23 protein-coding genes and 1 riboswitch are annotated in these 23930 nt (G+C 61.0%); of the genes, 5 read left to right on the top strand and 18 right to left on the bottom strand.

Going from position 1 to position 23930, the window contains the following annotated elements:
- The first annotated feature begins 51 nt into the window (after nt 1-51).
- Complete coding sequence (locus DCC24_RS01325; protein WP_146206245.1) at nt 52-1233, top strand: M23 family metallopeptidase; 1182 nt, start codon at nt 52-54, stop codon at nt 1231-1233.
- A gap of 294 nt (nt 1234-1527) precedes the next feature.
- A complete protein-coding gene (locus DCC24_RS01315; RefSeq protein ID WP_110098096.1) occupies nt 1528-2823 on the top strand; it encodes an MFS transporter in 1296 nt (431 codons plus the stop codon).
- A gap of 18 nt (nt 2824-2841) precedes the next feature.
- On the opposite strand, the gene DCC24_RS01310 is transcribed toward DCC24_RS01315, so the two are convergent.
- The 13 genes from DCC24_RS01310 to hisD form a co-directional block, all read right to left on the bottom strand.
- On the bottom strand, nt 2842-4095 hold the full coding sequence (locus tag DCC24_RS01310) for a hypothetical protein (RefSeq protein ID WP_110098095.1): 1254 nt from the start codon (nt 4093-4095) through the stop codon (nt 2842-2844).
- A gap of 57 nt (nt 4096-4152) precedes the next feature.
- Nucleotides 4153-4365 (bottom strand): cold-shock protein, encoded by a 213-nt coding sequence (locus DCC24_RS01305; RefSeq protein ID WP_110098094.1) that lies wholly within the window; start codon nt 4363-4365, stop codon nt 4153-4155.
- A 114-nt stretch (nt 4366-4479) separates the two neighbouring features.
- Nucleotides 4480-4875, bottom strand: coding sequence for an RNA-binding S4 domain-containing protein (locus DCC24_RS01300; RefSeq protein WP_110098093.1), 396 nt, complete (start codon nt 4873-4875; stop codon nt 4480-4482).
- Nucleotides 4868-5416 (bottom strand): flavin reductase family protein, encoded by a 549-nt coding sequence (locus tag DCC24_RS01295; RefSeq protein ID WP_110098092.1) that lies wholly within the window; start codon nt 5414-5416, stop codon nt 4868-4870. Before DCC24_RS01295 ends, DCC24_RS01300 begins: the two co-directional genes overlap by 8 nt.
- A 58-nt stretch (nt 5417-5474) precedes the next feature.
- Nucleotides 5475-5595: riboswitch (SAM riboswitch) on the bottom strand.
- Nucleotides 5596-5664: 69 nt separating this feature from the next.
- A complete protein-coding gene (locus DCC24_RS01290; RefSeq protein ID WP_110098091.1) occupies nt 5665-6003 on the bottom strand; it encodes an alpha/beta hydrolase fold domain-containing protein in 339 nt (112 codons plus the stop codon).
- Nucleotides 5943-6410, bottom strand: coding sequence for an alpha/beta hydrolase (locus DCC24_RS12470; protein ID WP_146206244.1), 468 nt, complete (start codon nt 6408-6410; stop codon nt 5943-5945). The genes DCC24_RS01290 and DCC24_RS12470 overlap by 61 nt, the downstream gene beginning before the upstream one ends.
- A 98-nt stretch (nt 6411-6508) precedes the next feature.
- The gene (locus DCC24_RS01280) at nt 6509-7954 is read right to left on the bottom strand and encodes an NAD(P)/FAD-dependent oxidoreductase (protein ID WP_110098089.1); all 1446 of its coding nucleotides are present in this window, start codon (nt 7952-7954) and stop codon (nt 6509-6511) included.
- Nucleotides 7955-8575: 621 nt separating this feature from the next.
- Entirely contained in the window at nt 8576-9328 is a 753-nt protein-coding gene (locus DCC24_RS01275; protein ID WP_110098088.1) for a DNA repair exonuclease, read from the bottom strand.
- Nucleotides 9329-9375: 47 nt separating this feature from the next.
- Nucleotides 9376-11046 (bottom strand): iron ABC transporter permease, encoded by a 1671-nt coding sequence (locus DCC24_RS01270; RefSeq protein WP_110098087.1) that lies wholly within the window; start codon nt 11044-11046, stop codon nt 9376-9378.
- Between the two features lie 13 nt (nt 11047-11059).
- A complete protein-coding gene (locus DCC24_RS01265; protein WP_199446149.1) occupies nt 11060-12163 on the bottom strand; it encodes an extracellular solute-binding protein in 1104 nt (367 codons plus the stop codon).
- A 39-nt stretch (nt 12164-12202) separates the two neighbouring features.
- A complete protein-coding gene (locus DCC24_RS01260) occupies nt 12203-13270 on the bottom strand; it encodes an ABC transporter ATP-binding protein (RefSeq protein ID WP_199446147.1) in 1068 nt (355 codons plus the stop codon).
- A gap of 178 nt (nt 13271-13448) precedes the next feature.
- Complete coding sequence (locus tag DCC24_RS01255) at nt 13449-14936, bottom strand: sodium/glutamate symporter (RefSeq protein WP_110098086.1); 1488 nt, start codon at nt 14934-14936, stop codon at nt 13449-13451.
- A gap of 93 nt (nt 14937-15029) precedes the next feature.
- Nucleotides 15030-16397 (bottom strand): histidinol dehydrogenase, encoded by a 1368-nt coding sequence (gene hisD / locus DCC24_RS01250; RefSeq protein WP_110098085.1) that lies wholly within the window; start codon nt 16395-16397, stop codon nt 15030-15032.
- 85 nt (nt 16398-16482) lie between these two features.
- Here hisD and DCC24_RS01245 point away from each other — a divergent pair, with 85 nt between their 5' ends.
- Nucleotides 16483-18276 (top strand): mechanosensitive ion channel domain-containing protein, encoded by a 1794-nt coding sequence (locus DCC24_RS01245; RefSeq protein ID WP_158524566.1) that lies wholly within the window; start codon nt 16483-16485, stop codon nt 18274-18276.
- Nucleotides 18257-18946 carry a mismatch-specific DNA-glycosylase gene (locus DCC24_RS01240; protein WP_110098083.1) on the top strand — a complete coding sequence of 230 codons (690 nt, stop codon included), beginning with the start codon at nt 18257-18259 and terminating at the stop codon, nt 18944-18946. Before DCC24_RS01245 ends, DCC24_RS01240 begins: the two co-directional genes overlap by 20 nt.
- Here the strand turns inward: DCC24_RS01240 and DCC24_RS01235 are convergent.
- The 4 genes from DCC24_RS01235 to DCC24_RS01220 form a co-directional block, all read right to left on the bottom strand.
- Nucleotides 18943-19524, bottom strand: a complete 582-nt coding sequence (locus DCC24_RS01235) for an O-acetyl-ADP-ribose deacetylase (RefSeq protein WP_110098082.1) — start codon at nt 19522-19524, stop codon at nt 18943-18945. The two genes, DCC24_RS01240 and DCC24_RS01235, sit on opposite strands and share 4 nt — an antisense overlap.
- Complete coding sequence (locus tag DCC24_RS01230; RefSeq protein ID WP_110098081.1) at nt 19525-19992, bottom strand: universal stress protein; 468 nt, start codon at nt 19990-19992, stop codon at nt 19525-19527.
- 81 nt (nt 19993-20073) lie between these two features.
- On the bottom strand, nt 20074-20907 hold the full coding sequence (locus DCC24_RS01225; protein ID WP_158524565.1) for an SDR family oxidoreductase: 834 nt from the start codon (nt 20905-20907) through the stop codon (nt 20074-20076).
- Between the two features lie 34 nt (nt 20908-20941).
- Nucleotides 20942-21772 carry an MBL fold metallo-hydrolase gene (locus DCC24_RS01220; protein WP_110098079.1) on the bottom strand — a complete coding sequence of 277 codons (831 nt, stop codon included), beginning with the start codon at nt 21770-21772 and terminating at the stop codon, nt 20942-20944.
- Between the two features lie 12 nt (nt 21773-21784).
- On the opposite strand from DCC24_RS01220, the gene DCC24_RS01215 reads away from it, so the two are divergent.
- Nucleotides 21785-22921, top strand: a complete 1137-nt coding sequence (locus DCC24_RS01215; RefSeq protein ID WP_233491933.1) for a glutathione S-transferase family protein — start codon at nt 21785-21787, stop codon at nt 22919-22921.
- Here DCC24_RS01215 and DCC24_RS01210 read toward each other — a convergent pair.
- The gene (locus DCC24_RS01210; RefSeq protein WP_158524564.1) at nt 22885-23907 is read right to left on the bottom strand and encodes an asparaginase; all 1023 of its coding nucleotides are present in this window, start codon (nt 23905-23907) and stop codon (nt 22885-22887) included. The genes DCC24_RS01215 and DCC24_RS01210 overlap by 37 nt on opposite strands.
- Nucleotides 23908-23930: the final 23 nt, after the last annotated feature.

The following is a 23930-nucleotide window of genomic DNA, read 5'->3' as shown; positions in this document are numbered from 1 at the left end:
GCATCACCGGTTACTCACACCTTTGAATATTGCAACAGCGAGGTCGCCGTCGTGGAAAATGCGCCAACAACACGGGCAGAAGCCCGTCGTCAACAACGGGTAGCAGCGACGAACCGTTGGACGCGGCCGGTAGCGGTGGTGGCCGCAACCCTCGCCTCAGCGGTGGCGATCAGCTACAGCGTAATCGCCGATCCCCCGGCCACCTCGGCCAAAGCCGACGGCGATGCTCAACGCACCGTCTCAACGATCGATACGGCTCTGCCACTGGCCTCCACCCACGTTTCGGTCGAGATGGGGGCCACTCTGGCCTCCATGCGACTGGGGCTATCTCCACTGGGCGGACCGGCCTACGATGAAGCCACCCTCAGCGCTGCCGGCATCAATATCCAGCAGGCCGGAGCCGGTGGCATCAAATCCTTACCCGGCGATATCAAACTCTCTCATCCGGTGGCCTCCACCCGCATCTCCTCACCGTTCGGCATGCGGAAGAACCCCACCGGCCCCGGCTTCCAATTCCACATCGGCCAGGACTACCCGGTGCCGTCTGGCACCCCGGTACGGGCCTCGGCGGACGGTACGGTGCGCTTCGCCGGCTGGCACCCCACCGGCGGGATGCGCGTGGAAATCGACCACGGTCACGGTGTGGCCACCGCCTACTCGCACAACTCCCAGCTGGCCGTGCGCGTCGGCGATCGGGTCTCCCGCGGTGAACTGATCGCAGCCGCCGGGTCCACTGGAAACTCGACCGGCCCCCACGTGCACTTCGAAGTTATCGTCAACGGTCGCTGGGTCGATCCGGCCGACTACCTGCCGGCCGTGCCAAACCAGCCGCGGGCGATGACCGAAGAAGAACTGCGCCGACTCTACGAGGTGGACGAACCCACTGAGTCCGCCTCCCCGTCGGAGGAACCCAGCGAGTCCGCCTCCCCATCGGAATCCGCTTCACCGTCGCCGAGCGCCGCATCGAGTTCGACCCCCCGGGAGTCTCGCTCTTCTGCGCCGTCTCGGTCTTCGGCACCCTCGCGCGGATCCTCGCGTTCACAGGCACCGTCTCGGACGCAGGCCCCCTCGCGCTCGCAATCGCCGAGCCGACCACAGAGCACCCCGAGTCGTTCGTCCTCGGCCCCGTCTCCCCGGCCCACCACCCCGCCCGCCGAGCGCCCCACGCCCACGCAACCGACGGAAACGAAGGCTGCCGCAGCGACCGCGGTCCCCGGCACATCGAAGGACTAAAAGACCACGGGGCGATCCTCCCGGTTGCGTTTGAACTCACACCACTTTGCAACGACGGGATCTCTACGCTCTGGGCGCTGGAAGCTCGGACAGCTGGCTGACCGCTGGTCCGGCTGTGCCCAGATGAGGCTGATCTTCCTCGGCTCCGAACGAGCTCTGGTGGTAGCAACCGCCGCACTCGGCTGGTGGATACCGCTGATCGTCACGGTCCTGGTAGGCCCACCCAAATGATCGCTCACCCCACCACCACCGGACAGGGTGAGCCTTGTGAGTCTTCGTCCTAGACTAAACACCATGCCCCGTTCCGTCCCCCGCCCCGCTGACCGGCCACGCTCCGCTCCCGGTTGGTTGTGGGTGTTGGTCGTTGCGGCGGTGCTCACCCAGACCGGGGTGCAACTGTTGCGTCCGGTGACCAGCTATCAGCTGCTCTCTTTCGGATACGGTGAAACCGAGATCGGGGCCACCACCGCCGTCTACGCCATCTTGCCCCTCGTGCTCGCCATGCCACTGGGCCGAGCCACCAGCGTTATCGGCGATATCCGTTGGATCATGATCTGTGGCACGGTGCTGCTGGGCGCCGGCGGGGCCGCGCTGGGATCAGCCACCGAGTTGATCGGGGTCTTCGCCGGCTCAGTATTGCTGGGGGTGGGCCACCTGATGTTCACCCTCGCCGGCCAATCAGTGGTCTCGCGCCGATCCTCGGCCACCGTCATGGATTTAGGGTTCGGACTGTTTACCGCCGCCTTCTCGGCCGGGCAAATGCTCGGGCCGTTCCTGTCGGGGCTCATCCTGGGATCTCGGGCTGAAGCCTCCGAGATCACCACCGCTCTGTGGGTCGGTTCCCTGCTATGCTTCGGGGCCGTGCCCCTACTGTTTGGCCTACGTGGTTCCTCGTCCGACCAGGACTCCGTAGCCAGACCCCGCAACGGGGGCGACCAGCGCACCCAAACTGGGAGCCTGCCGATCTCAGGCACCAAACCCACGGCGCTACGGATTCTTCGGGTCCCAGGCATCGCCTCGAACATGTTCGCCGCCCTGGCCATGCTGGCGATGATCGACATTCTCGTGGCGTTTATGCCACTGGTCGGCGAAAGCCTTGGCGTCTCGCCGCTGGTTATCGGGGCGTTGTTGTCGGCTCGCGGGCTGGCCTCGGTGATCTCCCGAGTGTTCCTGCCCATCGTCACCCGTCACGTCTACCGCAATACGGTGCTGATTGCCGCGGTGGGGATCTCCGGGATCGCCGTAGCCTTAGTGCCGGTGGTGCTGAACGATTCTGTGGTAGGCATTATAGCCGCGGGCGTGCTGATCAGTATCGGCGGGGTCTTTTTGGGCTTGGGCCAACCGTTGACCATGACCCAGATCTCCCAGGCGGTACCACTCAACTGGCGCTCGCCGGCCCTGGCCCTGCGGCTGGTGGGTAACCGTGTTGGACAAGTCCTCATCCCGCTGGTGGCCGGGCTGGTGGCGACTCCCTGGGGTCCGGCCGGTGGGATCTGGTGCGCCAGTGCGCTCTTGCTGGTCTCCGCTACCGAACGACTGGGATTGAGGCGATGGGGACCAGATCCCGATGAACGCGACCGCAATAACTAACGAGTGCGCTGCAGGCTGTTACGTAGCCTGGGTTTCATTGCCGGGACCGTGGTCGCGGTGGCGGGAGGCTATCACGAAGTAGACCACCGTTGAGGCCACGACCAGTAGCCCCAGGGTCAGTACGATCCAGACCCAGGTCTGTGAGTTCTGACGGGTCAGCGGGACTGTTTCTTCGCTCTGCTCAGCCTGTTCGTTCAATTGCTTTTGTTCACGTTCTTCGACGGAGTTCTCAATCTCGTCCCAGGACATCGCCGGCGCTGTCGAACGTTGCTCAGAGGGCTCGACATAGGCGCCCTGTGGCGGGCGTCGTAAGGCTGCGCCCTGATCCGATCCGAGGCCAAAGGCATCGTGGATGACTCCGGTGGGTCCGGAGGCGACATAACCCCTCCCCTCCGGGACGTCCTCGGGGCTCGGAGTCTGCTTGATGTCGGGCTCACCGCCACCCGTGTCGCGGGCCCCACCCGAGCCGTCTGGTTGCTCGGCGCCGGGCTGAGCGGGCCCGCCGGGTTGCTGGGGTTGACCTGGTTGGTGCGGTTCTCCAGGTTGTGGTGGTTGTTCCGGTTGGTCGGGTTGGCCCGGTCTCGGGGTGTTAGGAGCATCAGGTTGCTGTCCTCCAGAATCACTCGGCCTGGTTCCTGGTCCGGGACTGGAAGTGGGGGAAGGGTCCTGGCTGGGGGAGGGAGGCGACGTAGCACTTGGCGACTGACTGTCGGACGGATCGAAGGGGCCCACGGTGACCGAACACGTGGTGATAACCTCGTCGTCGCGGGTGACCTGCAGATTGAGCTCTTCCTGGCGGAGGTCACCGCGTTTGGGCCAGTAGACCACACGGGGTTCAGTGATCCGTACCGTCCCGGTGATAGTGGGTGGAGCTTGGCTGATCTCGTCTCCCTTAGCCAGTCCGGTGAAGGTAATCGTGACCGGGGCCTTAGTGGTCGAGGTCGACTGACACGTGATCTTGTCGTCGGGATCAGCTGAGGATGATTCGGTGGGTTCGCGACTGCTCTGCTCGCTCGTGGGAGAGGACGGCTCATTGGGTGAGGACTGCTCTGTCGGTGAGGCAGAGTCATCGACCAGCTCGGTGGTCGGCGAGCGTGTCCCGGGCTGCAGATGGGGCTCGCCACTGGGGGTGCTGGGTTGCTGTGTGGCACCGGGTGTCTCGGCGGGCGCAGAGGTGGCTGGAAGCGTCGTGAGCGTGAGGGGAGCAACGAGGGAGGCGAGGCAGAGTGGCGTGAGCGCAACGAGACGCCACGACGATTTCACCGTGCGCATTCTCACTCCTTGGGGCTCTCAAATCGGTGTGACCCGGTAGGTCTGCTGGCTAAGTTCTTATGGCATTCCGGATAGTGCGCGGACTTGTCGTGCTTGAAGCCCTCGGTCGGAGGGCTCAAGATCAAATTCTACGCGTTGACCTTCAAGAAGTTTCTTGAATCCTTCATGGTCAATAAATGTATAGTGTACGAACACGTCATCGTTTTGGTCGGACGTAATAAAACCAAAGCCCTTTTCGGCGTTGAACCAACGAACAGTGCCTTGAGGCATGGCCGAGTACTCACTCCCTGCTGCGTGCCACAGCGTTGTCTCCAGACGTCACGGATCTGCACGACGTCAATTCAGGGACTATTCTAGCCAGAATGTGAGCCAGTATTGGTGTGATTATCGGGAGCTATAGCCACGTAACTTATCTAGTTGGCGACGTTCTTTCTTGGTCGGTCGCCCGGTTCCGCGTTCGCGATAGGGTACGGCAAGTAAGTGTCGCGGTATGGGTTCTGGAGAGTGGTCAACATAGTGTTGGACGGCCACCGGGGCCCCAACGCGTCGGGAGAGCAAACCGGTGACTTCGAGAATGCGTTCGCGACCGGGTTGACGGAAGCTCACGGTATCGCCGACGTGGACTTTTTGGGAGGGTTTGACGGATTCACCGTCAATTTTCACGTGCCCGCCTTTGCATGCTGCGGTGGCTGCCGAACGAGTTTTATACATCCGCACCGACCAGAGCCAGACGTCGATGCGCACCGCTGAGGGATGACCAGTGGCAGTGGAGTTACTCATTGCCTTCGGCAGTCTTCAGATCTCGGAAAGCTCGGCGGTGTCGCACCAACGGTGAGGTTTGCTCGGTGCTGGAGGCCAGACCGTGGACTTCGAGAAGGACAATGTGGTGGTCGCCAGCTGGCAATTCGGCGTAGACGGAGGTGTCCAACCACTGGGCGGCTCCCTGAAGAAAAATAGAACCGCGTTCGGAATAGCGCAAGTCCAATCCGGCAAACCGGTCCTTACTGCGTGAAGCCAGCTGGGCGCAGATGTGAGATTGGCGTGACCCCATGATGGAGACACCGATGTGATCGGCTTCCCGCATCCGGGGCCAGGTGCGGGAGTGGTTCTGAATGGCAAAAGACACCAGAGGCGGTTCCACGGAGACACCGACGGTGAAGGAGGTGGCCACCAAACCTTCTTTAACCCCTTGAGCGTATCCGGCTAACGCCACGACGCCGGTGGGGTACTGTTCCAGGGCGTGACGCAAATTGTGAGGTGAGATGTCCTGAGTGAGGTCGGCACGTAACTCCGAAAATACGTCAAAGCTGGTCGCGGTCATCACAAACTCTCTGTGTTTTGTGTGCGCCCCGAATTCCCCGAAGATGAGCTAAACTCGGACGCGGTACTTGCCACTGTGGGGTATCCACAGGACCGAATCGTCACCTGGAGCACCCCACTACTCGCGAAGAGGGTTGCCGTTCCATCAGCCAGGGCTGTCAACGATGGAAACTCGTGATTCACGTTGTCTCAATGATCTTTAGCTTAGGCATTGAAGCCTGTGGGGTCAATTCGATAGGTCACGTGATGTCATGCGTGGTCGGGGTTCGGTTCCTGGCACTCCAGCGGGTGCGTCACCCGCTGGATAAACAGGCAAGCGTCGTCCAGCACTTCATCAGCCACGGGATATTTGCTCCCGGAGGTGAAGATCCCGTGGGGGGACCCCGTGTAGGTGCGGAATTGCACATCGACCCCAGCCTGGACCAGAGAGTGAGCGTAGGTGACGCCATCGGCGACGAGAGGATCCAAGTCAGTCGAAACGATAACTGCCGGGCAACAGTGGGGCCCAATCTCTGCGTGCAGGGGGCTCAGCCGTGGATGAGATGTGATGTCGGGGTCGCTGATGTAGTGGGAGACAAACCAGTCCATTGTGTCATCGACCAGGGGGAGGCCTTCGGTGAAGATGCCACGGGGTCAAAAGGTAGTGCTCCAGCCTCTCGGACCCACTCACAGACGGTCACCACATCGTTGAACGCGGCCGGGAATTTGTGCTCTGGTGCCCGACGGTAATCCACCGCGATGACAGGGTAACCGGTCCGGACCGCCAGTTGCCGGCGCAAGCCGTCGTGGGTGTCGAGGCTACCCATGACCCAGCCCCCGCCGTGGGCGAAGAGCGCTACCGGACTCGCTGCCGAGGCATCGGTGCGGGGTTCGTAGTATCGGGCCGTGATGCCGTTGACCTGGAATTCGTCGACCGATGCAACGGGAACTTGGTCAAAACCGACGGCCGCACAGTTTTTTTCGTAGGTCTCACGAAGTTCAGGAATAGCGAGCAAGTGAAAGGGTTGAGCTCGGCCTTCCCGGAACGGGCCCAGCACCTTGCGAGCCTCGGATGAAACCTAGCGTGCTTTGTAGCGGTCGTGGTGACCCATAGCTATACCACCGTGTAGTCCTGGAAGTGCGGAGTCTTGAGGGCAACCCGGTAGTCTTCGACGGTGCTACTCCAATTGTTCGTGACGCGCCCTTCGGAGTTCTTGAACCAGGAGGAACAATCAGCGGAATAGGACGAAGCCTCGAGCTCTTTCTGGATCTTTTCGTTCACGCGAGCTAGCGCATCGGCATCAACCTCGACAGCATGCATCGAACCGGAGGAGATCCGTTTAATGAAATCAGCGATGTAGTCGTGCTGAATTTCCAGCATCGACACCACCGAGTTGTGGTTCAGATTTGTGTTCGGTCCGTAGACGAGGAAGAGGTTCGGGTAGCCATCAACTGTGATGCCATAATAAGCTTCCGGGCTGATGCCCCACCGCTGAGCGAGATCGACGCCATCAGTTCCGATGATGTCAATATCATCGATGAACTTCTGACGCTGGAAACCGGTGGCAAAGATGATGACATCGAGCTCGTGCAGCTCTCCGTCCGCAGTGATGATTCCTTGCGGGGTCACCTCTCGAATCTCTTCGGTCACCAGGTCCACGTTATATCGACGTGGCGTCGGGTAGAACGCGTCGCTACGGAGCGTGCGCTTACACCCGTAGGGGAAATCCGGAGTCAACTTCTCGAGTAGCTCAGGGTCGGTGATTTCGCGTTCGAGGAATCCCAGCGCCTGCCGTTTGCCTTCTTCGGAAGCAGCGGTTCCCTCCAGGGCCCGGTAGAAACCGGTTTCGCGATCGTTATAGATAAACTCCCGGACGTCGCGAAAGACCTCCGGATCCGTGTGCATTGCTTCACGTGTTTGGGTGTCAAAGAGCTGTTCTTCTCGCGGAAGAATGTAATTGGCCGAGCGCTGGAAGACATCAAGGTGGGCAACCTCGGGTGCAATCTCTGGCACGTACTGGATAGCCGTGGCCGCGGCACCAATTGAAGCGACCCGTTTTCCCGCGAGATCGATGTCGTGGCGCCAACGCGAGGCATGAAACTGCTCGCCCTCGAAGGTATCGAGGCCAGGAAAGTTTGGCGTATACGGGGTCCCCAGTTGGCCACATGCCGAGATCACTGCTCGAGTCTGTAGAGACTCGCCGTTTCTCAGCGAGACGGTCCAGGTGCGCGTTGCGGAATCCCAGCGCGCCTGAGTGACGTCAGCGTGCGTACGCAGGTGTGGCAGGATGCCAAACTTCCTCGTGAAATTCTTGAGATAGGCGTGTAGCTCGTGCCCGGGAGCATACATCGAAGACGCTTCGAGGTGGAGGTCGTAGCTGAAGCAGTAAATAACAGATTGGGTATCGCAGGCGACTCCCGGGTAGGTGTTATCCCTCCATACGCCCCCGACGTCATCGGCCCGTTCCAGAATGACGAAATTGTCGATCCCGTGATGCTTCAACGTCGCTGCCTGTCCGAGTCCCCCGAAACCGGCTCCAATAATGACTGCGTCATACATGTGATGTCCCTCTTCTTCTCGTCTCGTTAGCTGTGCAGTGATGCGTGCGTTGGCGTTGACTCATCGTTGCTCCCCACGCTAGGGAGAGTCCAGCATGGGGAAGAGCCGTCGAGGCCCAGAGATTCCCTGGCATCGTCTGGCAGTACCGTGCTGGGGAGGAATAACGTTGCTGGTCGGCCCGCCGACAGCGGGTGGCCGATCAGAAAGGCTAGGAACAAGACAGCGGGCACACGCAGAGACGCTGACCGGCTCGATCCAGATGAGCTGGTCAGCAGGGCGCGGGGTTTTTCCGGTTATGCGGGGCCGAAGGGACAGGCAAGGGGAATGTGTCGTGGGGTGATGGGGGCCACTGACAGCTAGAACAGCACCACGGCTTGTCCTGCTCATTGCTGCCTCGTTGTCTATGATCGTCCCCTGTCACACAGTGCGTTTGGCCTTGATCGGCGCACCACGAGCTTATCCAGATCAGGTCAAACTTGCAATTTTATGGACAACCGATAGTCAGCCAATGGTGAGATGTGCACAGTCCGCTGACTTCGCCATGGTCGCTGACGCTGTGTGAGCGTGTCGGGGGCACGGCAAGGCGGACAGCGAGTGAACCGGGACGCGACTCACTTCACCTCAGGTATCGGATGTCCACACATGGTAGAACTCCACCTGAGGGACATCCTGGTTGGTGAGGTGGAGTAGAGCGAAGCCCTCGCCGCCTGGTTCTCCTGTCCGGTGAAGATGTACGCTCCCCGGGTAAGCAATTAAGGGGTGGGTTTCCACGACCATGGGGCGGTGTACGTGCCCCAACACCCAGCAGTCGTAACACGACGCCTCCAACGTCTCCAACGTTGTGGGCGCGCAGTCCCGGTGACTCCAGTACCCGGTCAATGAGGTATGGAGGAGCCCCAAATTCCACATCCCTTTTACAGGGCGCGGATATCCGCTGGCGAGATCTTGAGTCTCATTCCGCCGGCGGACTGATTGGCCGTGGATCGCTATCCCGAACTGTTCCCAGACTAGGGTCCCTGGCCCCGACCGTCCGAGCTCGCCCTGCCCGATCCATTGGGCCGAGCCTGGAAGTCGCAACCGGGCCGGTAGCGGGGATTCGGCATCGTGATTGCCTCCGATGAGTGCTGCCGGTAGATGGGCGTCGGCGAATGAAGCGAAGAGATCCTCAGCGGTTTGCAGAGCCTTTGGACTGGGGTTGTGACGGTCAAAGATATCGCCGGCACATAACACCGCATCCGCCCCAGAATTTAGCACCGCGACCTTCATGTTGGTGATGGCCTGATAAGCATCGGCCTGGGCTTGCTCGGCAGGGAGATCCACCCCCTTGACCGGTGCCCCGATGTGCAAGTCTGAGATCAGTGCGAGTGTGGTCATATTTGTCAGTGATTAGTCGCTACCTGTGAGTAGTTTTTATTGGTTTGTCAGTCTCGTTTCTCGAAGTACCGGCGACGCATGGTGTCCACCAGAACGAGAACACCGGCGGACCCCAAGACGCCGATGACCGTCATAGCCATGGCTTCGGCCCGGAAGCCTTGATCAAATTGACTCATTATCCACGGGGACAGCAATTCGTAGGAGGCTGGGCGCAGTAGCGATGAAATGACGACTTCGCGGAAGGCCAGTAGTAACCCTAACAACCACCCGGCAATAATGCCGGGCATCAGTAACGGCAAAGTAATCCGGAAAAACGTTTGTACTCCGGTCGCCCCGGAGGTTATTGCAGCTTCCAGGTAACGTTCGTCGATCGTGCTTCGGGAGGTTTTAATGTTTTGGACTATCATCGGCAGAAGCACCAGCGTGTAACCCAGCACGAGCATTGCGGGTGAGTTGTATGGGGTGGCCGGTAGCCACGGGGCGTTCCATAAGAAGATAAGACCGATGGCAAGCACGATGGTCGGCACGGTATCAGGCCCGACTGCCAGCAAGTCGATGCTACGTCCGAGGGGATGGTGTTTTAAACGAGTCGAAGCTAGCGTGGTCGCTATCCCGACCATGGTAGCCAGAGTCGTGGCAATCAGGGCTAGTAGGGTGCTGTTCGTCAAAGCCTGTTGGCCACCGGCGGACTGCAGCACCAAGCCGAAGTAGTCGAAGGTGAGGTTATCCAGGGTGATCGGTTGTGACCGCAAGAGCGTCATGGCACCCAGAAAGATCCCGACGTAGGGGATCACCACCGACACGACAGCGACGAGACCAAACCAGAACCAACCAGCTGTTGCTGTTCTGCGGTTGAGCGTCACAGTGGTTCGGCGTTGAGCTCTTCCCCCAAACGGGTGTTCTTTCCGAGAGACCCACTGTTGGATGACCCAGACGGTACACCCCAAGGCCAGCAACACGCTGGACAGTGCTGCAGCGGTGGGAAAATCGAGCGGATTAATCGTCACAGAGCGGTAGATCTCAGATACCAGCACAGGGAAACCGATTTGGTTTCCTAGAGTCACCGGGGTACCGAATTCACCGACGGCCCGGATGAATACGATCAGTGCCCCAAGCGAGTAGGTGGGGGTGCACAGGGGCAAGAGGATAAGGCGGAACCGTTGTCCGGCGGACGCGCCAGCGACTGCAGCGGCCTCATCGGAGCTGGCCGGGACAGAATCAAGATAGTTGCGCAGGATCAGATATAGGAAAGTGAAGACCTCGCTGGCCATGATCAAAGCCATCCCGAAGGGGCTCATGATTATAAACCGAAGAAGATCACCTCCAGTCGCGCCGAAGAACTGATCGCCGAGTCCGTTGTAGCGGGTAAGGTCAATCCACGCCATGGCGGAGACATAAGGCGGGGTCATAAAGGGCAACATGACCACGACGTCGATCCACCGGTGAGAGCGCATCCGAGTCCAGGACATCAGGAACGCTAGTGGCGCGGCCATGGCGGTCGCAATGGCGACTACCATGACACCTAGCACGATGGTGTTGCCGAGGGTGCGGAGGTGGTGGGGATTGGTGAGCTCCGGTAACGCGGATGGTTGATCACCATAGCCGGTTAGCGCGCGGATGAGCACCATGACTAGGGGTGCGGCCACACCAATGATCAGCAAGATCAGCAGTGGTGTGGCCACATTCCTAGCGTGGCGTTCAGGTGCAGATAAGGCCATTAAAGGATTCGTCTTAGCTCAAGTAGCGGGAGACGAACTCGTCGAGCAACTCTTCGCCTTCGTCTTCAAGAGCGTCGAGATCGTAGTCCAGCAGGTCGACATCGTCGTAGTCCACGTGCTCCGCTGGTACCTCGGGCTGTGCGGGGATCATATTGTGCTCAGCGGAGATGGTCTGGCCCTCGTGGGAGAGGAAGAAATCGACCAGTGCTTCGGCATTTTCACGGTTCGGAGCTTCCTCCAAAATGAAGAAGGGGCGCGGGGAGACCATGGTCCCCGAATCGGCGAACACGACTTCGAGCGACTCGCCTTCTTCAATTGTCGAGTAGGCGGAGTAATCGACTCCGCCAAGCACCACCGCGTAGGAACCAGCAGTGACCGCATCAAGCGCCGGACCATTCGCCCCTTGAACATCCATTCCGTTCTCGAAGAGTTCGTCGAATAGCTCCCATGTCTCGTCCTTGCCCCATGTAGAGACCATGGCTGCAATGAGGTCGCGAGCGGTGCCGGATTCACGGGGATCGGGCATCAACACGAGGTTCTCGAACTCTTGGTCGGTGAGATCTTCCCAGTCGCCAGGCATCGAGGGGGCAGCGTTGGTATTAACAGTTAGTGCCAGGGCAGAACCGTCACGGCCGTAGAAGCCGTCGCCCCTCCAGTCCTCGTGGATGCTGTCGGCGAATTCAGGGGTGTAGTCTGCCACGTGACCATCTTTGGCGTAGGCGGCTGCCGGGCCCCAGGAAGCGATGTAGACCACATCGGCTTGAGGGTTGTCCCACTCGGCATCCAAACGAGCCGTGATCGATCCCGTGGTATCGCCATAGATCTCGACATCAACGCCGGTGGCTTTTGTGAACTCATCGGCCAGCTCTTCGTTCAACCCCTGAGGGTTCGCAGCGTAGAGGGTAACTGAACCGTCTAGATCTTCAGGTGCTTCCCAACCGATGTCGCTGTCAGTTGTATCGGACGTCGTAGTACCGTTGTTGTTCGTTCCGTTGTCTGCTCCGTCGCCGTTAGTGTCCTCGACTGACCCACAACCAGCTAGGCCCAGGGTGGCAATCAGGCTCACGGCTCCAAGCAGGTGAAGGTGGTTGGTGGGGCGATGAGTGCTGACTCGCACGGGTGCTCCTCTCGGTTGATGTTCGGATAGTGCGTGAGGCTAGGTAAGGTGCAAGAGATGGGCAGAGTCGACACGGAGACCAATGGGTGTGCCCGGCTCGTAGGGATCGGTGGAGTCAACCTGCCAGGGGGCGCTACCGTGGACCTCGCAACGAAGGAGGTAGCCACCACCGGTGTACAGACAGGACACCGTTGTAGCCTCCAGATCTAGTCCTGCAGAGTCGTGCACCGGTTCCGTGACCGGATCATGGTCAAGGGGCCCGGTGACAGTGACGTTCTCTGGGCGGACGCCCACAACGTGGCCTTCGATCTGGGACTCGTACTGTGGCAAGCGGTTGAACCTGCTCACGAATCCGGCTACGAATTCGTTGGCTGGTTTTTGGTAGAGGGCCTCTGGGGTATCGAACTGTTGCAGGGAGCCTGCACGCATGACCACGATGCGCTGGCTCATGGACATCGCTTCTTGCTGGTCGTGGGTGACATAAAGGGTGGTCAGGTTCAGCCGAGAGGCGAGTTCTACCAGTTCCATCCCGAGTTGGGCGCGTAATGTCGCGTCCAGAGCGGAGAAAGGCTCGTCCAGTAGGAGCAACTCCGGTGCTGAAATAACAGCGCGTGCGATCGCCACGCGCTGTTGCTGGCCTCCGGATAGCTGGTGGGGCATTTTACGAGCGAACTCTTCCATGCCGACTCGTTCTAGTGCTTCGTTGACACGGGGCGCGATCGTCTTCTTAGGTGCCGCGGAGACCCTGAGCGGGAAAGCAACGTTGTCTGTGACGGACAGGTGTGGCCACAGAGCGAGGTCCTGGAACACCATTCCAATCCGACGTCGATTAGTCGGGATTGGTTTCTGGCCTGGAGCCGAGACGGTGCGTTGACCGAATGTGATCGCGCCGTCATCGGGAATTTCGAGTCCGGCTAGGCAACGCAGAAGTGTGGATTTGCCACAACCCGAAGGTCCGAGAATGCTGACGAATTCTCCGGGGCGAAAGTGTAGGTCGACGGGGTGGAGACCCGTACCATCGCTGAAAAGTCGAGACACCCCGGAGAGAATTACCTCCGTCCCACCCCCCGGTGGGGTCGGGACTTTGGCGTGGGCTGTCTCAATCACGCCGTACAAATTTAGGGGCTCTGGGTTATTCGTCAGACAACGCTAGGTAAACGCCATATGACTAACCCCAAGCCGAAGCTGTTGTTTTTCTCACCCGCGCGAGGCGCTGCAGCGGATCACAGGTACGGCGAGCTCCGTGCTACCGGGTCCTGTGCATTGACGGTGCGAAGGGACGCGACTAGACGCCTTCGCTGGCGGCCTGTTCGGAAGGGTCGGTCCATCTGCCCTTCTTGACCCCACGGTTGTAGATCATGCCCGCGGTGATGGAGACGATGAACAGGATCGCCATTGGGACCAAAATCCAATAGGGGTTGCCGGTCGCGAAGATGACCGGGATGGACAGTGCGGTGACCAGACCGCCACCGAAGAAGGGTTCGAAGAAGAGCTGCTTATAGCCGAAGGCCTCCATGGCCGGAGACTTGTCCTCGGGGTCGGCCACCCGCAACAGCACCAGACCGGTGGCGGTGACACCCATAGACTGACCGAAGTCCGCGATACCGCGTTCGAGCCAAAAGGAGGGGATAATCCGCGGGGTGAAGAACAGCAACATGAACGTGCCGAACAATACGCCGGCCAGAGAAAGAATTAAGAAGGTCTGCCAGTAATCCGCGATGACCTCGAGCGAGATGGTGGCCAGAGCGGCCACGATCAAGATGTCCAGGGCGAGACCCTGAATGCGTTTCATGGTTTCTTGATCCACCAGGTAACTCTTACCGGTGCGATCGAGCACGAACTGGATGATGACGCCACCGATCATCGCCAGAGGGAACAGGGGGACATAGCCCAGCAGAGTGAGACCTTCGCCGTCAGCTCCGGGCCAGACAGAGTCGGGCTGGCCCCACAGCTGGTCTTCGACCCACACGAGGCCTTCCAGCAATACCCAGCCGATAATGATGGCCAAACCCACGATCGCTACGTGGAGGGTGAGCGGCTCGATGGAACTGGGGCGAGAGGTCATCACGCCGGTACGGACGTGTTCGGTATCGCTGTAGAGACCGCGCAGCTCGGAGGCAGACTGCTCAGAGACCTGCTTAATCACCCGGGTTCGACCGGTGCGCACACCCCAGTTGACCACGGCAATACCGATGATGATGCCTGTCACCAGACCCACGGTCGCCATGGCTAAGGCAAGGTCGGTTGCTTCGGGGATGCCCATATCTTCGAAGGCCGGTTGCATACCGGCCGCCGTGCCGTGACCACCTTCAAAGGAGACCTCGATGAGGGCACCGAAAATGGGGTCGACACCGAATAATGGGGCCAACACGAGTACCCCCAGCAGGATGCCGACGACGTATTGTCCAGAACCGTAGGCCAGACCAATTGACAGTTGAGGCCCGACTAATTTGGCGGCACGTTTGGGGGAGGGGATGGTCTCGCCGAGGAAAAGGGTTGCGAAAACAACCGAGATCAGCAGTCCGGGTAGTTCGCCCCACACCTCAAAGGCTCCGTCGGTAAACAGGCCACCATTTTCCAACCAAGACCAGTTCAGGGCCTCGCCCAGGCGTCCCAGGACTTCGGGACCGATCAACAGGCCGAGGAAGCCGGCGATAATGGCGCTGGGAAGGAAAAGTCGCTGAAAGAGGCCGACTTTCACGCGAAGGTATTTACCCAAGAGCAACAAGGCTGCCAGGAGCACGATGGCAAAGCCCACGGATTCTGCAGTCATGAGGCGATCGTAACATTCAGACCGCGATAAAGTCACTGGTCAGCTAGGGCTCAGCGCCTGAGATTCTGGGCCGGCAGAGGCCGGTGTCTCGGGTTAGTTGTGGTGAGCGCCTGGGGTGAGCTGGCGCGCTAAGACAGCTTCGGCGTGAGCGCGAAGGCCTTCCGATTCTGCCAGGGCCACAATCCCGGGGGTGACTGCAGACAGTCCGGATGCTGAGTACCGGATGCGTTGCTGTAAGCGCATGAAGCTCAGTGTGTTCAGCCCTGAGGAGTGTCGGGCCGTGCCGGAGGTCGGCAACACGTGATTCGATCCGGCCGAATAGTCTCCCAACGGGACCGGGGAGTACCCGCCGATAAACACTGCTCCGGCAGAGGTAATCTGCTCGGCGACCGCCTCAGGGTCGGCAGTATGAATCTCCAGGTGCTCGGTGGCATAAGCGTTGGCCACGGTGATGGCAGCCGGCAGGTCCTCGACGACTAAGATTCCCGACTGCGGGCCGGTTAGCGCCTCCCGGATTTGGTCTTCCAACGGCAAACCGGGGACCTGCTGATTGATCTGATCATTGACCTCCTGGGCCAGTGACTCAGCATGGGTGATCAGCACTGAGGCAGCCATCGGGTCATGTTCGGACTGGCTGATCAGATCGGCGGCAACCCAGGCGGGGTTGGCCGTCTCATCGGCAATGACGGCAATCTCGGAGGGACCGGCCTCGGCATCAATGCCCACGGTTCCCATCACGGCGCGCTTGGCAGCGGCGACGTACACGTTTCCGGGCCCCGTGATCAGATCCACCGGCGGGCACACCCACCCAGACTCGGCCGGACCGGTTTCTGCGGTATTGTCCTCCGCACGCTCAGCCTCTCGGACGCCGTAGGCAAACATGGCAATGGCTTGAGCACCACCGGCAGCGTAGACCTCATCGACGCCCAACAGGGCACAGGCGGCCAAGGTCACCGGATGTGGCTGGCCGTTGAACTCTCGTTGCGGGGGCGTGGCCACCGCCAGAGACTCGACTCCGGCCGCTTGGGCCGGGACCACGTTCATCACCACCGAGGAGGGATAAACAGCCCGCCCGCCGGGCACGTACAGACCCACGCGCTGGATGGGGACCCAGTGGTTCTCCACGTGAGCGCCATCGGCCAGTTGCACCACGGTGTCTTCGACACGCTGGGACTGGTGGACCATACGAGCCCGCCGAATGGATTCTTCCAGTGCTACCCGCACCGAGGGGTCCAAGTCGATCAGCGCCTGGGCAAGCACGCTGGCGGGAACCCGTAGCTGGTCGGGGCGCACCCCGTCGAAACGCTCGCCAGCCGCTAAGACCGCAGCGACCCCACGTTGGCGCACATCGGCCAGAATCGGGGTAATTTTCTCCACGGCGGCGGTGACATCGACCTCTGCCCGGGGCAAATCACGATCCGGAGCAAAGGGACGGCCTCGCAGGTCAGTGATGTTGAGCATACTGGCTAGTCTACGTCGTTCTCGAGTGACGAAACCCCTTGGTCTTTTCAGCCTGAGTTCAGACCCGCATGGCACAGTGGAGATTATGCTTTCTGGACTCACCCTCTTAGCATCCTCGACCCCTGAATCAGCAGAGCCGAGCCCCTCCACCTCCGATGGCTTTGCCGAGGTAGAAGACGCGCTACCCCAAAATGTTCAAGATTCGGCCTCCTCCAACGTGGAATCGCTGGGGCCTGTCCTGGGCGTGGTGCTTAACCTGGCTGTCGGCGCCCTGGTGGGCCTGGTCGTCGCTGGCATCATTGTGGTGGTTACCTCCATGGCCTTCCGTCGGCGCAAGACCTTCCACGCTCAGTTGCGTCGTCTGTATACCCCGATGGTTCTCGCCCTGGTCTTTTTGGGTGCCCGCATTGCGTTGGGACTTTCTGGCCGAGATTTGGCCTGGTATTCGGGTTTGGCCTTCATCCTTTTGGTGTGTGTGGTAGCCAGCTTCGCCTGGTTGGGGTTGCGCGTGGTGAGCTTCATTGAGTCGCGCATCGCCGATAAATATCACGTGGCCGGAACTGGTTCTTTGCGTGAACGTCGTATCCAAACCCAGATGCAACTCATCCGTCGCATCGTGGTTGCGGTCATCGTGGTCATTGCGGTGTCGGCCATTCTGCTGGCGATTCCCCAGGTGCGGGCGTTGGGCGCAGGTCTTCTTGCCTCGGCCGGCTTGATTTCGGTGGTTGCTGGCCTGGCAGTCCAGTCCACCTTGACCAACGTGTTCGCCGGCATCCAGCTGGCCTTCACCGATGCGATCCGTGTCGGTGACGTGGTGGCGATGGACGACTACGAAGGCACTGTGGAAGATATCACCCTGTCCTATGTGGTGCTCAAGATTTGGGACGGTCGGCGGATTCTGTTCCCTTCCAGCCACTTCACCACCACCCCGTATGAAAACTTCACCCGTGTGGGCACCGCACTGTCGGGTGTGGTGGAATTCGACGTGGACTGGCAGGTGCCTATGGACAACCTGCGTGAACGGTTGCGCGCCCTGCTTGCCTCCACCGACCTGTGGGACGGCCGTGACGCCTCGATGCAGGTTACCGACGCGGCATCGGGCATGTTGCATATTCGGGCCGTGGTTTCCGCCCGCAACTACGGTGAACTGTGGGATCTGCGGTGCCTGGTGCGCGAAGATCTCGCCACCTTCATTCGCACCGAACACCCCGAGGTGATCTACCGGATGCGCATCATGGAACCCAGCGGTCCGCTGAATCAGACGGAATCGTCCTTCCACGTGGCACCGGGTGAGAACGATCGTGCAGACTCGTCTCAGACCAAGTCCAACACGGAGTCCGAGACGACTCAGCAGGCAACACAAGACCAGCACCAACAACAGCCCCGCTGGGAGAACTGGTACGACACCAATGAGCCTCCCGCGGTGATCTCGCAGTTACCGGTGATCCGTCCGGGGGAGTCCCTGGACGAGGCCGTCCGCGGGGCAGATCAGTCGGCACAGTCCGCATCCTCGGGCACATCGAAGCCACAGAACTCCGATAGCGATGATGCTGAGTCCACCCCAGAGACTCAGGATTCCGGTTCGGTGCCGTTGACCCGGTCCTCGGATGCCTCCTCGGTCTTTACCTCCTCGATTGCTGGGCTGGAACGTGGTCGGGATATGGCCGGACCTGGTGAAGACGCCTACGCAGAGCGGGCGCGACGGACTGCGGAATCCACCGGGGCGATCCCGGAGATCGATCCGAACACCGGCGAGCCGGTCGATATCGATAACCTCACCACCGAAGAGCTCGAAGAACTCAAACAGTACCAGGCCCGCAAACGCGCCGAAGAAGCCGAAGAATCTGATGGAGGGGCCGATGACGGTTCCCAGAGTTAAGGCCCAGCCGCGACGGGAATCTCCGCTGGGTGGGGCCAAACCCACTCGCCAGGATTTGAACGCGGTGGATACCACCGATCCAGAGATCACCGATGATGTGTTGCCGGTCGATCCCGAAGACCGGTTGCGGTTGCTGATCTGTGGCATCAACCCGGGGTTGTGGACCGCGGCGGTCAACGCTCCGTTCGCCCGCCCGGGAAACCGGTTCTGGCCCTCTCTGTACCGTGCCGGGATGCTCCAGGAGCCAGTCGATGTCAGTGCCGGAATGAGTGCAGAGCTGGCCGATCAGCTGGTCTCCTCGGGAATCGGGATGACGAATCTGGTGCAACGTGCCACTGTCCGGGCTGACCAGCTGAGCACCGCAGAACTCCGGGAGGGTGGCCAACGGTTGATCCGGCGAGTGGGGCAGTTGCGCCCCGCCGCTGTGGCGATTGCCGGGATCACCGCATTTCGTACCGCATATCACGCACCTCAGGCCCAGCTGGGGCGGTTGAGTGCGACAGACCGGGCCACCTATGAGTTGCTAGCGCAGTGGCCTGATGAGGTGCAATTATGGGTGGTGCCACAACCGTCGGGGCTCAATGCCCACGAGATCATTGACACCTTGGCCGATAAGTGGCGGATGGTGCTGGCCGGGCTGGAGACTGACCGGCCACAGCACGCGGACTAAGCCAGGCTGGAAACCCCCGCGCGGAACCCGGCCTCGGCCTGGTCGTTATAGGCCACCAACACCACCTGTTTCACCGTGGGTGCCCCATCCTCGCGGGCAGCGAGCTCGTCCAAAGTCTCAGCGCAACTTCGGGCGGCGATCCGGGTGGCATCATCCATCGGCCAACCGTAGACACCGGCTGAGATCGCCGGGAAAGCCACCGAGGTGGCGCCGAGCTCATCGGCAAGCACTAAAGACTTCCGATAACAGGATCTCAGGGTTTCGGTACGGTCCTGTTTGACGGAGTACACCGGCCCGACCGTGTGGATCACCCAGCGAGCGGGCATATGCCCGGCCGTGGTGGCCACGGCCTCGCCAGCGGGAAGTCCCTTGGGCAGCTTGTCCGACCGTAGGGCACGACAGGCCTCCAGAATGGCGGGACCGCCGGCGCGGTGGATCGCTCCGTCGACGCCACCACCACCGAGCAGGGAGGAATTGGCGGCATTGACCACCGCGTCGACCTCGAGGATGGTGATATCACCGGTGATGACCTCGATGGGGTACCCGTGTGGAGAACTTGGCGATGGGGGCGTGAGCATCTAGGATTCCACCTGTTTCGGGTCGGTATCCCCGGTGATCTCCGGGGTGGCATCCGGTGAGGTGAGGTCCTGGTCCTGGGTGGCCTTGACCGCCAGCACCGGTTCGTGCATTTCTTGCAGAATCTGATCGCCCACCGAGCCCATCATCAACCGGCCGAATCCGGACCGGTGGCGGATGCCGATGACGATCATCGAGGGGCGAATCTCGGCCGCGACGGTCTTGAACTCGTCCATGGTGGTGTTTCCCCGCGCATACTCGCGGAACTCGGTGGTGGCTGAGGACGCTGCCAAGATGGAGTTCAGCTCCCGCCGGGTCTCTTCGGTCATCGACGACGAAGTGCGGTGCTCGCCCCCAGGGCCAGCATTGAGGACCACGACGTTTTCTCCGCAACGTTCGGCGATCTGCAGGGCAGTGCGCAAGGCGGCCCGCGACTCAGCGGAGGGCTTATACCCGACAAGAATGGTCATGGTCGTTGTCGTCCTTTCGCCGGCGAAATCCCACCGGTAACAACCGGCGGAGGGAACACTTCTGAGCTTATCGTCTCTGGGCTAATCTTGCTCGGAGCTACCGGTTAGCGGCCGTTTGCGAGCAATGGAGGCCACCAGTCGGTTGGGTAACACCTTGGCGGAGCGGGCCAGCAACTTCGCAGCACGGCCGGGAATGCACAACGGGTCGCCTTTATGCACCGCGGCCAACCCCTCCAGGGCCACTTGATCCACTTCGGTGAAACTCCACTTGGGCCGATGGGAGACGTCGACGCCGGAATTGACATGGAAGTCGGTGTCCAACAGGCCCGGACACAGTGCGGTGACATTAACACCGTCAGCGTGGTACCGAGCATGCGCCCACCGAGAGAAAGCCACCAGACCGGCCTTGGTGGCCCCATAGGAGCCGTCCGGGAACAATCCGGCGATCGAGCAGACATTCACGATCCGACCTCCGCGACGCAGAAATGCTGGTAGCGCGCCGTGGATCAGATGCATCGGGGCCGTGAAGTTGACCTCAATCATCCGGGCCTCAGTCTCCCAGTCGCTATCAGCAAAGTCCGCGGCCAGCCCCACACCGGCATTATTAACCAGCATTTGGACCGGGTAACGCGGATCCACCAACCGGTCGATCACCCGTTGGCGCTCGGCAAACTCCGCCAGATCGGCCACTAACGTTTCGGTCACCACCCGGTAGCGGGACTCGACGTCCTCAGCCACCGCCGCCAGCCCGTCAAGGTGGCGAGAGGTCAACACCAACCGATACCCCTGAGCGGCCAAATGCCGGGCAAAAGCGGCCCCCAGCTGGGAGGAGGCGCCGGTGATCAGTGCCACGGGTGCGTGGTCGGAAGCCTGCTCGTAGGAGGAGGTCGATGAGCGGTCATCCGTGTTTTTCACGGGAAACTCCTTCGAATCAGCACGGGGCGTGGGATCAGCGGTGATCGATCAGATACTGCAGTGTGGCAGCTACGGTTTGCACGGCCGGACCGCGCACCTCAGGCGGAACATCGGGGTAGACCTCGGTGGCTAAAGACTGCACGACGGGGTCAGCGACCTCGATATCACGACCCCGGAAGGCAGCAAGATCCACCATTTGCCGTAGTTGTTCGACGCGTTGCAAGCGGTGCGCGGAGAGCTGCCGGGCAACCTGCGCCAGATCCGATAACGGATCCCCGTGGGCCGGCAGACCACGAACGGTGGTGGCTGGATGATCAGTCAGGCCCTCGGCAGTGGCGATCAGGCGGTCCATCGTAGCCAGATAGTCCACCAGTCGACCATCGGGATGATCCAACATCGTGGTCCCGGCGCCCAGCACGGTATCCCCAGTGATCACCGCAGGGTCTTCCGGTAAAACCAGACAGATCGAATCAGAGGTATGGCCGGGGGAGTGCAATACCTGCACGGTGGTACCGGCCGCGGTGATGTGCCCTCCGTCGGCCACCGGTTGGGTATGGCGACACCAGCTGGAGGAGAATGCGGTGACCGGGGCCTGGAGCTGCTGGTGAAAGTATTCGACCGCGCCGGTGTGATCCGGGTGGTGATGGGTGATCACGATCAGTTCCACGCTCCGACCGTGCAGGGCCTGACGTACCCGCGCCAGGTGCTCGCGCTGTGAGGCGGCCTCGCCGGGATCCACCAGCACCACCGTCTGCGCCTCTGGGGCGGCGATCAGGTAGGTATTGGTGCCGGTCAGGGTCATCCCCGAGGCATTATCAGAACGGACCACTTCGGTATGAGCTGTTGTGCGTTGTACCACTGCCATAGTATTGAGTGTATGGAATTACAGGGCGCAACCGGCTACGTGACAAGCGGTCAAGAATATAACCGCGACACAAATTACATCAACGACCGGATCGTCGCCGACCCGGAAGCGATCACGGCCGCTGAACGGGTGGCCTATGACCAGGTAGGCCAGCTCACCGACCTCTCGGCCGGTTTAACCGACGACGCGCAAGCTTGGCCCGTGGAGTCCGGACGCTACCGGCTGGTGGCCGCCCGCGCCTGCCCCTGGGCGAACCGGACGATGATCGTGCGACGACTGTTGGGGCTGGAAGACGCGATCTCCTTGGGTACCCCTGGCCCAACCCATGACGAACGCTCCTGGGTCTTTGACCTCGATGAGACAGAACACGACCCGGTGCTTGGCACCCACCGGTTGCAGGAAAACTACCTTGCCCGGTTTCCCGACTACCCGCGCGGTATTACCGTCCCAGCCATCGTCGACATTCCGACCGGCGCGGTGGTGACCAATGACTATCCGCAGATCACTCTGGACTTCTCTACCCAGTGGCGTGCTTTTCACCGGCCTGGAGCCCCTGACCTGTTACCGGAGGACCAGCTGGAGGAGATGCACGAGGTGGTCACCCGGATCTTCACCGAGGTGAATAACGGGGTCTACCGGGCCGGATTCGCGGGGTCGCAGCAGGCTTATGACCGGGCTTACACGCGATTATTTGATGCCATGGACTGGTTAGAAGACCGGCTGTCCACCCGCCGGTACCTCATGGGCGAGCACATCACCGAAGCCGACGTGCGCCTGTTCACCACCTTGGTGCGCTTTGACCCGGTGTATCACGGCCACTTCAAGTGCAACCGCCAGAAACTCACCGAATTCCCGGCCCTGTGGGGTTACGCCCGGGACTTATTCCAAACCCCCGGTTTCGGTGACACCGTGGACTTCGTCCAGATCAAACAGCACTACTACATTGTCCACGCCGATATTAATCCCACCCAGATCGTGCCAGCCGGACCCAATGTCTCCGGCTGGTTGAGCGCTCACCGTCGTGAGGAACTGGGTGGCACACCTTTCGGCGATGGCACCGCACCCGAACCGGTGCGCCCTGCTGAGCAGGTCACTGCCGGCCACAACCCGCTCTACCCGGCTACCTCGGCAAACCGGTCAGCCAGCTGATCTGCTGCGAAACCTGCGCACACCAGCAGTGCCAGCAGAATCCGGGCCTGGTAGGGGCTGAGCGAACCGGCCAGCATCGCCCCGGCCGCGACCAGGTCCACACCCCCACCGTTACCGTAGATCGCCACCACCGGACCGAATGTGGTGCGGGTAGCCAACACGACCGGGATGTGGTGCTGACAGGCGAGGTCGACGACCGTCACAAATCCGTCGGCGGCATTACCGGCTCCGGTGCCCATCAATACCAGCCCGTCCAGGGTTATTCCACATGAGGCGGAGTCCTCGACCAGGTGGCGGGCCAACTGGGCCGAGCTGCCCAGGCCGGCTTCGAGAATCGGGATCTGCACCGAGCCAATCTCGGCGGTTGGCATCGGCAGCCCCGGCCCGGCGGCCGCCGTGGCCTGGCGAACCAGTTTTCCGTGTGTCACCGTCGCGATCTCGGTGCCCCCGGTGAAAGGCTCTGGAGCCAAGGTGTGGTGTTTGCGGGTGGCGCGAGCCGAATGAATCCGTCCGGCAAAGCTAATGGTGACCCCGGTGTCAGCCATGTGCGGGTGCCCGGCTGCCAGGATGGCCTCGCGCAAATTTCCCGGGCCATCCCCCGCTGGGTCATCGGCAGGCTTCTGGGCCCCGGTGATGACCACCGGAACGGTACCGGTGTAGACACAGTGTAAGAAGAAGGCGGTGTCTTCGATGGTGTCGGTGCCGTGGGTAATCACCACGCCAACCACCTCCGGATCGGCGACTGCCTGCTCAACCGCCAACGCGATCTGGCGAAGATCAGCGAAGGTCAGTCGGAAACTATTGACCGAGAAGAGCTGTTCACCGCTGACCTGATGCTCCGGCCAATCCTCGTGGGCTTCGCGATCACCGGATGTGATGACTCCCAGGAGCTCCTCGACGCTATCGGAGGCCACTGAGCCGATGCTGTGGTGCTCGGTCCGGGAGGCGATGGTCCCACCGGTGGCGATGACATGAACTCTTGGCACAACGGGTCCTTTCGTCTGCGCAG

Origin of the sequence: Auritidibacter sp. NML100628, assembly GCF_003185985.1 — a bacterium.
Lineage (GTDB): Bacteria > Actinomycetota > Actinomycetes > Actinomycetales > Micrococcaceae > Auritidibacter > Auritidibacter ignavus.
The sequence above is the reverse complement of the archived record's forward strand: the minus strand, read 5'-3'. Positions and strand labels throughout refer to the sequence as shown.